An 11,805-nucleotide genomic window follows, 5' to 3' on the forward strand; every position below is an offset into this window, starting at 1 on the left:
ATAAGTATTGTATTAATCAATCAATACATCTAGTTAAAACCGAATACGAAAAATCAACTATAATTAAAATTTAATTTATGATGGGAATAAGAAATTTTAAAGCATTGCTTTTAGTAGCTTCAGCTTCTATTATACTTTTCTCTTGCGAAGAAAAAGAGGAAAGTCCTCAGTTTTCTCAAAGTGAGGTAAGTTTATTTGCAACTGTTGACTTTAGCTTTAACAATCCTGATCCAAATGCTAGAACAACTGATTTGGTTGTGAATAACTTTGCAGTAAAGGATGTAAAGCTTTCTATTGATAATGTTAAGCTTATACTAAGAGGAACAAATGAAGGAAGTAAAAAGCCAAGTATTGTTCAGATTAGAGAGAGAGACCCTCAATTATTACATTTGGTTAAAGATGGAGAGCCTCTAATGGCTCCTATAGGAACTGTAATGGCTTATGATGGGATTTATGGAAAACTTGACTTTGATTTAATTCAGGCAAAAGATGTCCCTGAAGATGATGAAATGTATGGTTTATCTGTAATTGCCAAGGTCGAATGGTCTGGTATTCCTGCGATCTTTTATTTAGATCTTGAAGATCAAGTTAGTTTGATGTTTAATAAAGGAATTGAAGTTGATGGTGCTCAGGACTTTATCCTTACCATGTATGTAGATAGATTCTTTGATGGACTTACCCCAGATATGGTGAAAAATGAAAATGGAGACGGAGTGATCGAAGTTGGCCCAAATAATCTGGACGGAAATCAAGCACTTTATGAGGCAGTTTCAGCAAATATTGCGTCTTCTTTAGACTTTAGAAATGGTAGCTTCAAAGAGTAGTTTTAATAATTAGAGTTAAAAATAACTTCTAAAAGCATCCGCTAAAATCACTAATTGGTTTTTACCGGATGCTTTTTTTTATGGTAGTTTTGTAAAGTCTATATCTGGAGCTACTCCGGTGGCAGGACGTTGGTGCATACTTTGTAATTCCGAATTTGTATCAAAAAAGCCGCCGTTTCTCAAATAGAATTTCCCTTCTAAAGCTCCACCGGCAAAATCTTTTCTATAACCTCGGTTCGCAATATCATCACCAGTAAATCTTGCTTCTGTTAGTTCAACCCATTCTCCTTGAGAACTTTTAGCCCATTGACTTTGATAAAAAACACTACGACCAATATTCCCATAGGAAGGATTGAAATTTTCTAAAAAGGAGTGAGGTCGTTTGTACCAAGTATCAGTTTTAGGTCTTAAAAAACTAGCAATCAATATCCATTCCCCAACCTCAGGATCTAAAAAATAGGCAGTATAGATTGTATTTCCATTTCCATCCGGTTCAACCGAGTTTAGAAATTTATAGGTTTGACCAGCTTTCCAGAAATATTTCAAGTAACTCTGCCCACCTGAACCTTCGTTTCCAAACTCTCCTGTGTAGACATTATGCCCTTTTTTTAATAACCTTATCTTTTCTTCTTCAGGTATTTCCTCTGGATTATCTGTGTTAAATGGACTCCATACAGAAAACAAAATCCTTCTTTCAATATCTGAATTTACCTGTATTCCAAAATATCCTTCACCAAATCCATTAGCCATAAAATAAGACCCAATTGGATCTTGACCTTCTGGAATAGTCATTTCATTATAAAACCATTTGAAATTCCTATCCTCTGGTAATGAATAACTTAAGTGAACCGATGGTCCTCTTCGCCCCCAATAGAACCTATTGTCTATATTATCTTTTACAAAGTCTAATTCTAGATCTCCATCGAATGAAATAATCAAGTTTTTAATCTTAGTAAAATCATTTCCTGATTTTTGAAGTCCCTTTAGTTTTATCTCATTGTAGCCGGAGGATAGATTCAATTCTGCTACTTCAACAATCCCAGTTTGTCCAGCATCTAGTTTAAATATTTCGGATTGATTGAGTTCAATTAAAATTTCTGCTTCATTCTTTTGGGGCAAAATTTCAAGAGAAAATAAAACATCCTTTGCCGTTCCAGATTTGAAATAAATACTGAATTCACTATCAGAATCAGCCCAAGACATGATTCCTTCATCACCGATTTTTTCTCTATAATCTCCTTTTGTCTGAAAAGTATTTCCTCCTATGGGAATGCTTATAGATTTTGAATAATTACTTCTTGGTTTATCTATGGTTGCAGAACAAGCCAGAAATAGACTCAAGGTAAATATCAAGATTAAAGGAAATTGATGTTTCATTGGTGTTTTGGATTTTAATCAAAGATAAATACCAAAACCAAATTGAGGTATTGAATCAAAAGTAAATCCCTAAATAATAGGATTTAGAAACTCCAACCTAATCCAAAGTATAAGGATTCTGGAAAACCCAAGCCAGTTCTGAGCATAAAATGTTTTCCTGGTCGCTGTAATCTATATCCAGCTGATGCAGCAATCACAGGAACTTCTGAAGAGTTTTCATTAAAGCCGAAATTTGGCCCAGCACTTATTTCAAAATGGCTAGCTTTTTTTCCAGTAAAGATTCCATATTGTGCATAAAAATAGTTCCCATTTCCTCCCCATACTCCATAGGCTCCCAGGCCGGCTCTCAGGTAAGTGGCAGTTACAAATTTACCTTTAGGAAAAGAAAGTATTCTCTCATAGTTTGAAGTTGCTGCCGCATATAAGCCAGCAAATCCTAATGTTCCCTGTAAAGAATTTTTATAAAATTCTGAACTAGTTTCTGTGTCTTGAGCTTTTGACTCAGAAAAGGAAGTAAAATAACAGATCGAAAAGATCATAAAACAGTAGTACAATTTCATGAGAAGGTTAGTTTGGGTGAATTTTTCTATTATTCTTCGAAAAAGTACAATAGTCTATGAAAAGTACAATAAAAATATAGTACTGCAACACTTATTTTTCTAATAAAAAAATTAAATATTAAAAGAATAATAAGTTGATTAAAATACTGATATGGCCTGTTTCTTTTCAAGAACCATTCATCAAATTCCGTATTCTTTATTGGGGTTCTTGGAAGTAAGTTCTTTTCGCTTTGATAATGATTATATTACTTTTATTAAAAATGTATTTGATAAAAAAGTCAACCAAAAATCGATTTAAAGTATTTAATTCTAGAATCTTATGAAGAAAATTTACCCTCTAATTTTACTTTTTATCATCAGTTTAATTTTTATTGGTTGTAGAAAAAATGAATATGGATTTACTAAAAAAGACATTCAAAGTGGTCAAAAGCTAATAGGTTTAAATTTTAAAAACCCTGAAATAGAAACCATGTATGGATATTTGGGAAGAAATAAAGCAGGGTATGATAGCTTAAGAAAGTTTCAAACTACTAATGAAACTTTCCCTGCTATGATGTTTGATCCACACCCATATGGTTTTGTGTTTCCTGAGAAAGGTGAGATTCCAAATTATTCTATTCCTGAAGGAATTGAATTGCCTGAAAATTTTCAAGAGATAGCTTTTTATACTATTCCCCAATTAGCATCCCTGATAAAGTATAAAAAAATAAGTTCTGAGGATTTGACTAAGTTTTTCATTTCAAGGATTAAAAAGTACGATGGAAAATTAGAATCCGTCATTACAATAACCGAAGATTTAGCTTTAAGTCAGGCCAGAAAAGCTGATCTTGAAATAGCTGAGGGTAATTACAAGGGGATTCTTCACGGTATTCCCTATGGTGTAAAAGATTTGATGGCTGTTGAGGGGTATCTGACCACATGGGGTGCAGCACCTTATCAGGATCAAGAAATAGCATACACAGCTTCAGTAGTGAAAAAGCTTGAAGATGAAGGTGCTGTATTAGTTGCAAAATTGGTTTCCGGATCTTTAGCCAGAGGAGATGTGTGGTTCGGAGGGAAAACAAAAAATCCATGGGATCTTTCACAAGGTGCTAGTGGATCATCTGCAGGGTCTGGCTCGGCCACTTCAGCTGGCTTAGTTCCTTTTGCTTTAGGTACAGAAACTTTGGGGTCCATCACCTCTCCAGCAACTAGAAATGGGGTTACGGGACTTCGTCCTACCTATGGGAGAGTAAGTCGCTATGGTGTGATGAGTTTAAGTTGGTCAATGGACAAAATTGGACCACTCGCAAGAAATGCAGAAGATTGCGAAATTATATTTTCAGCTATTTTGGGTAAAGATCCCAAAGATCCAAGTACCAATGATGTTCCATTTAACTATGTCTCAAGAAGTCCAAAGGAATTTAAAGTTGCTTTATTAAAAGATGATTTGGATTCTGATACAACCATCACTGGAGATAATCTCAGAGCTTCCTTGCAAATTTTTAAAGAAATGGGGATTGAACCAGATTCAATCTCATTACCGAAGGAATTCCCTTATGCCAGTTTTGATATTATTTTAAGATCAGAGGCAGGAGCATTTTTTGACGAGTTGGTTCGTTCTGGAAATGTGGACTTAATGGTAGAACAGAGTGAAGGATCTCGAGCAAACTCACTTAGACAATCAAGGTTTATCCCAGCTGTTGAATATTTGCAAGCAAATAGACAGCGAAGACAATTAATAGAAGAAGTAAACAAACTATTTAAAGAATATGATGTAATAATTGCTCCTAGTTATAGAAGTAGACAACTATTGATCACAAATTTAACTGGACATCCCGTCATTAGTGTTCCTAACGGCTTTGATAAAAAGGATCGTCCAACGAGTTTTACTTTGATCGGAAATCTATATGATGAAGGAAGCATTTTATCTTTGGCAAAAGCATTTCAAGATTCTACGGATTACGATGAAAAACATCCTCCAAAATTTATTGATTGAGATCAGTTAATTATAAATCATTGGGAAAAGTAATTTTTCACTTGATAGTGACTTCTTGTAAATTAAAAATATGCTCTCAAAAATTATAAGCGAAGGGCAAATTGAAAGTTTATATCCCATCAAGATACGAAAGCTTTCAAATACGCATTGGACCCCGGCAGACATTGCGAAAAAGGCAATTGAATTTTTAACTGAAGGCGGAAGGAAATCTGTTTTGGACTTGGGTTCTGGATCAGGTAAATTTTGTATAATAGCTTCTGCAAGTTCAGATGCTGAAATAGTAGGCGTGGAACAAAGAGAAAATTTGGTCCATTTATCTCGAAAAATCGCAAATATTCTTCAATTGGAGAATGTGAGATTTATTCATGCCGACTTATTAAATGTGAATTTCAATGATTATGATTCATTTTATTTTTTTAATGTATTCGAAGAGTTAATTAATTCAAAAGATAAACTTGACAAGTCTCAAGTTTTAGACGAAAATACTCGAGAGCAAAACATTCAAGTCATCAAACTAAAGTTTCATGAGAAATGCATAGGAACACGGATTGTCACTTATTGTGGAGAAAATGAAGAAATTCCCAACAGCTTTAGGTTATTAAAATCTGAGAATAAGGGGAATTTGAAATTTTGGGAAAAATTTTGCTGAGCTATTTTGGGGGTAAATCCAGAATTTAACTAGTTAGATCTACAAATGTCACAGATCGATGAAGCTTAAATCTAATTAAGTTTGAATTAGAGACTTCAACTATTCCATTGTTAGTTTAATTATTAGAAGGCAAATTCCTGTTTGAAATTTTCACTTATTAAAACTTTTCTCATTTAATAATTGTAATAAGTCGTATGAGAATCCTTTTCCTTTTGACTGTTTATTTAATGCTTTCAAATAATGAAGCATTTGGGCAAGAGGTGTTTTATGATTTAACTCCAAATGGAGAATACTTTTCCTCAAGAGATTATCAATACTTTGAAGTGGTGGATCAACGAAAAGATCGATCCAAAATAGGAGTGATGTTTGACTCTCAAGGGAAAAACCGAGCAGTCAAATTAAAAGGGTCTCTGGAAAAAGATATGCTTGAGCTTTTTCAGAAGAAAGTAAAATCCAATTCGAATACGCTACACCGGATACAAGTACATGTTGATGAATTAAAATTAAGTGAGAATTTTAATTCCGCTACAAAACTGTATGAAGGAGGTATTGAGATGAAATTGAGCTACTTTTTGATTGGTAGGGCAGACCCAATTGCTTTGGTGGATTATTCAGGCTCATTAAACTATCGGAGAACAGCTAATCGGAGTGATCAGGTCAGGTATGTAGTTAATGGGATTTTTCATAAATCCCTGGAATTTTTTGATTCCTGGGTTAGCGCCCAAAACCTTGGAAACCCAAGTTTAGCTAAGTCAGTTCGCTTGGAAATCACTGACATCAGGAGAGAAAGTACAAGTGATACCGTTTTTTATGATCCCGGACGACCCTTGAACTGGGGAGATTTTAAAGATTCTCCACAAGTCACCAGTAAATTCAATGCGACTATCTTCGCAAGTTTTTCAATGGCAGGAACATCAGTCATGGACAACGGTACCATTGTCCAGGGATTGGATTTCAAAGTATACATGCTTCCAAAACAATCATGGGTAAAGCATGCCAGTGATTATGGAATTGTACATGAACAATTACATTTTGATGCAGTGAGGATAGCGGTAGATCGATTGATCTACAGGCTAAAAAACATAGAATTAGACCCCGAATTTTTTCAGGCCACCTTGAATGAGGAATACCTCGATGCTTTAAGAGAACTTTCTAAAATTCAAGAATTATATGATGGACAGACCCAGCATGGATTGAATAAAGTCCAACAGGCCCAATGGGAAACGAGGATTAAAAAAGCTCTTGCTGGAGATTGGGAAGATCTTGAAAAGATATTGGACCAAAAAAAATAAACAAGCTCTTTGAAATCAATTCTTACTTTCTAATTCGTATAGAATTTAATAACTTCTTGAGTTCAACAAGAGATCTAATTAAAAGTACTCTTGTCAATTTTCGGACATCTTTTCACTACAAACCTTAATTTAAATGAAATACAATTTTATAGGAAATACAGGATTATTGGTCTCAGAACTCTGCTTTGGAACCATGACATTTGGAGGGCAAAATGCTGGGATGTGGGATAATATCGGAAAGCTTCAGCAAAAGGAAGTTAATGAAATGCTTTCTGCTGTAATAGAATCAGGAATCAACTTTATCGACACGGCAAATGTATATTCCTTTGGCCAATCTGAACAACTTTTAGGTCAAGGATTGATTGATCTTAAAGTAAAGCGAGAGGAAATTATCATTGCTACCAAGGTTTTGGCAAGAATGAATGAAAAGCCTAATAGTACTGGACTTTCCCGTTACCATATTTTTAATTCAGTAGAGGCCAGTTTGAAAAGACTTCAACTTGACTATGTTGACATCTTGTACGTTCATGGGGTGGATCCTGCAACCTCACTGGAAGAGACAGTTCGTGCTTTAAATGATATTGTCGAATCCGGAAAGGTTCGTTATATCTCCATTTGTAATTGGCCTGCATGGATGGTCGCCAAAGCTCAAGCAATCGCTCATTTCAATGGCTATCACAAGTTTATCGGTTTACAATATTACTATGCAGCTGTGAGCAGGGATATCGAACATGAACTGGTTCCCATGGCACAAGATCATAACTTGGCGATCTTCCCTTGGAGTCCCTTAGCAGGTGGATTTCTTACTGGGAAATTTACCAGAGAAGGAGCTGATTCAGGTTCAAGAAGAGCAAATTTTGATTTTCCTCCAATAGACAAGGAGAAAGCTTATGACTTGGTAGATGTCATGGCAGAAATAGCCAAAAGCCACAAAGCAAGTATAGCTCAAATAGCCTTGGCTTGGGTGAGACAACAGCCTGGAATTACCAGTACAATTATTGGTGCTAAAACTCTTGATCAATTACATGATAATATCGCTTCAACTGATATTCATTTGACTTCAGAGGATCTTTCCAAAATAGATGAAATCAGTCCATTGCCCATGCAATATCCTGGTTGGATGGTAGAAAGACAATCTGCGTATAGGAAATAAACTCTTGATCAAAAAAAAACAGCTGGTTTCTTATTCATTAGAAGCCAGCTGTTTTTTTATATAAATTGAATTTAGGATTCAATAGCCTATTTTTTCTCATATATCAGATGATATTTCCAAATTTATTTAAATCTCCCTTTCCAATGGTCTAGTTAAACAAGTCGGCCCTCCACAGCCTTTTTGACTTATTTCATGCCCTTCGTATTCAATTACTTGGCATCCAGCTTCTTTCAAACGAGCCACGCTAATAGGGTTTCCTTTTACTATCAGACAAGTTCTTGGTGCCAAAGCCAATACATTGCAACCCATAGAATCAAATTCATCTTCAAGACACTCAACCAAAGTGAAACCTCTTTTTATAAGTTCCTCTCTAAAATAAATGGGCATTAAAGGAGAATAAACCATTGCCAGATCTTTATCTAAAGGACTTATTATCGACATTAAATGAAAGACGTCTGATGGTCCCTTGTAATGAGGGAGTTCAACTTGTATAACTTCAATTCCTCTTGGTTCTAGGAAATTCCGAAGCTGCTTTATTCCTGACAAATTGGTTCGGTAGGTATGGCCAACTGCTAGAGTTTTCTCATCCAGCCAACACATATCTCCTCCTTCGCACGTTCCAGGTGCTTCAATTTTACCTAGAATCCTTATACCCTTTTTATTGCAATAGCTCTCAATGGCTAAAGGTTCTGTTCTTCTCGCCACCTTTCCCATATTACATAGGATTATTCCAAAGTCAGTGGCGAGGGCAGCATCTCGGCAATAGATGGAGTCCAGACTCGTCTTTGATGCTGGAAGCAAGTGAACTTCAGCCCCTAAATCTTCAAAATATTGTTGGAATGTAGAATACTCTTCTTTTGCTTTGGACAAAGAAACTGGAGAGAGGTAATTCAACTCTTCCCATTCTGAAGCTATTTTTTCGGTTGATTCAAAAGCAGATTCTGCTGGTTTGAGGATGACTTGTTTAATCAATCCGTAGTCAGAGTGGCAAGTTTTCATTTTTGCTGTCTTTTATTGTAAATATAAACTGGTACTCCCAATAGCATTCCGACAGTTCCCCATACTATCGCTTCAGTTCCCGAGCCAAAGAACACCCAAATACTAAATCCTAGTCCCAATACTGAAATGACTTTGCTTTTGAAGGTCCAAGTAAAACCCAGTTTTTCTCCGTAGGAAAAATAGGTGTAGACCAAGGCTGCAGATAAATAGAAAAACAGGGAAGTAATTGTGCTAAGTAAAATCATAAAAGAATATAGGCTGGCAAATCCCTTAGTCATATTTAAGATCAAAAGAATAGTTACAAAAATGCTGGAAACAATAATTCCTGTACTGGGTGAATTATTCTTATTTCTAAAAGCAAGAGCCTTTGGCAGTAATCCATCTTTTGCCATTGATTGCGCAATTTGTCCTTGGATCAAAATCCAACCATTTAGAGCACCAAAGGTGGAAATACAAGCTCCTGCTGCGACCCAGTATTTTGCTCCTCCTCCAAATATTCTGGTTGCAGCATCACTAAGAGGGGCTAGGCTTGTAGCTACTTCATTTGGGGGCAAGACACCAAACAAGGAGATAGAACTAAACATGTATAGAAACACGACCAATCCAACTCCGATAATAGTGCCTTTGGAGATATTTTTCTCTGGGATTTTAATATTATCTGCTGGGATCGTTGCTGCTTCAATACCGAGAAAAGCATAAAAGCAGAGTACGGAAGCACCTAAAACTGCTTGGGCAGAAGATGTCCTTGAAAGGTTAAAGGGTCGGAAATGTTCTAGATTGAAAAAGAAAACCCCACCAACTGCAACAACCAAAACAGGGATAATTTTCAAGGCAGTAGTGAGTACTTGTAAATTTCCCCCAGTTCGTATCGACTGGCTATTAATACCTGTAAGTAACCAAATCACAGCCAAACCAATGATTGGTGATAGATAAGCTGATTGACCTATAACTGGAAAGAAAACACTCAGATAGCCTGTGAAAGTTAAAGCTATAGCAACATTGGTACTCCAAAGCGAAAGCCAAAAACCCCAGGCAACCAAAAAAGCAGGGAAATCTCCGAATGCCCTTTTTGTATAGGCGTAGGATCCACCACTCTCAGGAACTACTTTGCTTAGCCTACCCATAATGTGTGCTAGAACTATCGCCCCGAGAGCCGCCACAATCCAACCCAAAATACTGATTCCTCCAAATTGAGCGAGGGCTGATGGGAGGGTGAAAATCCCTGAACCGATCATTCCACCGGCGACTAAGGATATGACTGTGATTAGTCCAAGTTGTCTTGGGGAGGAAGTTTTATTCAAAAGAAAAATATGGATTGGTGAGATTTAACTAATTTGTCAGATTGGAAAGTTAAAAATATATGTCGAAATCCTATACCATTAACCCTGATATCACCATCGCAGAAACACTTCCTTCCTCATTTTATCGATCGCAGGAAGTATTTGAGGCATTATTGGACAAAGTCTTTGCAAAGACTTGGCAATTTATTGGAGATAAGTCCATGGTAGGGCTTACACAACAAGTCAAACCAATTTCATTTTTGGAGTTTGGCTTAGAAGAACCTCTTTTACTTACAAATGAAGGAAATCAACTTTCCTGTATTTCTAATGTATGCACACATCGCGGCAATATCCTTTGTCATGACCCTTGTAAAACCAGACAAATTACCTGTGCTTACCATGGTAGAAGATTCAATCTAAAAGGGGAGTTTCAGCATATGCCTGAATTTAAAGAAGCGAAAGGTTTCCCTCGTAAGGAAGATGACTTGCATCGCTTCCCACTCAAACAGTGGGGGCCTTGGCTTTTTACAGCCTTAGACGATTCTTTAGACTTTCAATCAGTGCTGGATTTGATGCAGAGAAAAGTTGGCTTTTTACCTTTAGATGATTTCAAAGAAGATAAAAGTCGAAATAAGGACTATCTAGTTAATGCTCATTGGGCGCTATACTGTGATAATTACCTAGAGGGATTCCATATTCCTTTTGTTCATGATGGTTTAAATGCAGTTTTGGATTATAAAAAATACGAGACACAACTCTATCCATTTTGTAATCTACAAGTTGGTCATGTATCAGGAGGGGAGCATGTGTTTGACTTACCAAAAGATCATGAAGATTATGGACATCAGATTTCTGCCTACTACTTCTGGATTTTCCCAAATATCATGTTCAACTTTTATCCTTGGGGCTGCTCGATTAATGTAGTAAAGCCCATTTCTATCAATCGAACCAAAATAAGCTTTATCACTTATGTACTGGATGAGTCCAAACTTGATACTGGAGCGGGTGCTGCTCTAGACAAAGTTGAGCGCGAGGATGAATTTGTAGTAGAAGGGGTTTTTAAAGGAATGTCTTCAAGGGTTTATAAGACTGGTCGTTTTTCTCCAAAAATGGAAAAGGGAGTTCATCAGTTTCAAGGATTACTTGCGGAATTTCTAGGAAAGGAATAGAAAATTTAAGGTCATTTTAAGCTTGATTAGAATCATTTTTTTAAATGAGTGGAAGCTTCTCACTAGTAGCTTTTATCTTTAACAAACAATGCTCTATGTGACTTTAAATTATGAAATCGGGAGGCAAACAGCTGATATTAAATTTTAAAATTAAGAAAGTTACATCGACTGATATAATGAATTTCTAGTGATAGGTAAGGTTTCAATCGCCGCTTGTAGTTCCTCAGACAAATTTCCATACATGTCTCCCGAGAAATCTGAAATCTGAAAAATCTTTCCGAGCAATTCACCAACATTTGTAATATGTGCCAAAACTGCATCCGAATTCTTATAAGTTTCTAGAACATGACAAACAGTACCTTCTTCATTTAAATACCATTCATAGCGTTCAGCACCGGTTTCATTGGCTTTTACTCTAGCAATGCATTGAGGGATTAAATCTTTAAATTCTGACTCCTTTCCAGGATGAATATGGAACCTTGCAATTAGATGTATATTTTTCATGTTTTTTGGTGTTTGGTAGT

At 36.1% G+C, this 11,805-nt stretch carries 11 protein-coding genes; 6 read left to right on the top strand and 5 right to left on the bottom strand.

Annotation, left to right across the window (positions count from 1 at the left end):
- Positions 1 to 77: 77 nt before the first annotated feature.
- Positions 78 to 824: a hypothetical protein gene (locus tag AAGF08_RS13145; RefSeq protein ID WP_343511675.1), complete on the top strand. Its 747-nt coding sequence runs from the start codon at positions 78 to 80 to the stop codon at positions 822 to 824.
- A gap of 78 nt (positions 825 to 902) precedes the next feature.
- Here AAGF08_RS13145 and AAGF08_RS13150 read toward each other — a convergent pair whose 3' ends face one another.
- Together AAGF08_RS13150 and AAGF08_RS13155 are read right to left on the bottom strand one after the other, a co-directional pair.
- Entirely contained in the window at positions 903 to 2,201 is a 1,299-nt protein-coding gene (locus AAGF08_RS13150; protein WP_343511676.1) for a DUF3472 domain-containing protein, read from the bottom strand.
- An 83-nt stretch (positions 2,202 to 2,284) separates the two neighbouring features.
- A complete protein-coding gene (locus AAGF08_RS13155; RefSeq protein ID WP_343511677.1) occupies positions 2,285 to 2,761 on the bottom strand; it encodes a hypothetical protein in 477 nt (158 codons plus the stop codon).
- A gap of 319 nt (positions 2,762 to 3,080) precedes the next feature.
- Between AAGF08_RS13155 and AAGF08_RS13160 the strand changes: the two genes are divergently transcribed.
- The 4 genes from AAGF08_RS13160 (at position 3,081) to AAGF08_RS13175 (ending at position 7,833) form a co-directional block, all read left to right on the top strand.
- The gene (locus tag AAGF08_RS13160; RefSeq protein WP_343511678.1) at positions 3,081 to 4,739 is read left to right on the top strand and encodes an amidase; all 1,659 of its coding nucleotides are present in this window, start codon (positions 3,081 to 3,083) and stop codon (positions 4,737 to 4,739) included.
- 70 nt (positions 4,740 to 4,809) lie between these two features.
- A complete protein-coding gene (locus AAGF08_RS13165) occupies positions 4,810 to 5,388 on the top strand; it encodes a class I SAM-dependent methyltransferase (protein ID WP_343511679.1) in 579 nt (192 codons plus the stop codon).
- 194 nt (positions 5,389 to 5,582) lie between these two features.
- On the top strand, positions 5,583 to 6,680 hold the full coding sequence (locus tag AAGF08_RS13170; protein WP_343511680.1) for a hypothetical protein: 1,098 nt from the start codon (positions 5,583 to 5,585) through the stop codon (positions 6,678 to 6,680).
- Between the two features lie 133 nt (positions 6,681 to 6,813).
- Entirely contained in the window at positions 6,814 to 7,833 is a 1,020-nt protein-coding gene (locus AAGF08_RS13175; RefSeq protein WP_343511681.1) for an aldo/keto reductase, read from the top strand.
- Between the two features lie 126 nt (positions 7,834 to 7,959).
- On the opposite strand, the gene AAGF08_RS13180 is transcribed toward AAGF08_RS13175, so the two are convergent.
- Together AAGF08_RS13180 and AAGF08_RS13185 are read right to left on the bottom strand one after the other, a co-directional pair.
- Positions 7,960 to 8,832 carry an arginine deiminase family protein gene (locus tag AAGF08_RS13180; RefSeq protein ID WP_343511682.1) on the bottom strand — a complete coding sequence of 291 codons (873 nt, stop codon included), beginning with the start codon at positions 8,830 to 8,832 and terminating at the stop codon, positions 7,960 to 7,962.
- On the bottom strand, positions 8,829 to 10,133 hold the full coding sequence (locus AAGF08_RS13185; RefSeq protein ID WP_343511683.1) for an amino acid permease: 1,305 nt from the start codon (positions 10,131 to 10,133) through the stop codon (positions 8,829 to 8,831). Before AAGF08_RS13185 ends, AAGF08_RS13180 begins: the two co-directional genes overlap by 4 nt.
- Before the next feature lie 59 nt (positions 10,134 to 10,192).
- Here AAGF08_RS13185 and AAGF08_RS13190 point away from each other — a divergent pair, with 59 nt between their 5' ends.
- Positions 10,193 to 11,281 carry an aromatic ring-hydroxylating dioxygenase subunit alpha gene (locus AAGF08_RS13190; RefSeq protein WP_343511684.1) on the top strand — a complete coding sequence of 363 codons (1,089 nt, stop codon included), beginning with the start codon at positions 10,193 to 10,195 and terminating at the stop codon, positions 11,279 to 11,281.
- A gap of 159 nt (positions 11,282 to 11,440) precedes the next feature.
- Here the strand turns inward: AAGF08_RS13190 and AAGF08_RS13195 are convergent, their stop codons facing one another.
- The gene (locus AAGF08_RS13195; RefSeq protein ID WP_343511686.1) at positions 11,441 to 11,785 is read right to left on the bottom strand and encodes an antibiotic biosynthesis monooxygenase; all 345 of its coding nucleotides are present in this window, start codon (positions 11,783 to 11,785) and stop codon (positions 11,441 to 11,443) included.
- Positions 11,786 to 11,805: the final 20 nt, after the last annotated feature.

The sequence above is a fragment of the Algoriphagus sp. SE2 genome, from assembly GCF_039563885.1.
Lineage (GTDB): Bacteria > Bacteroidota > Bacteroidia > Cytophagales > Cyclobacteriaceae > Algoriphagus.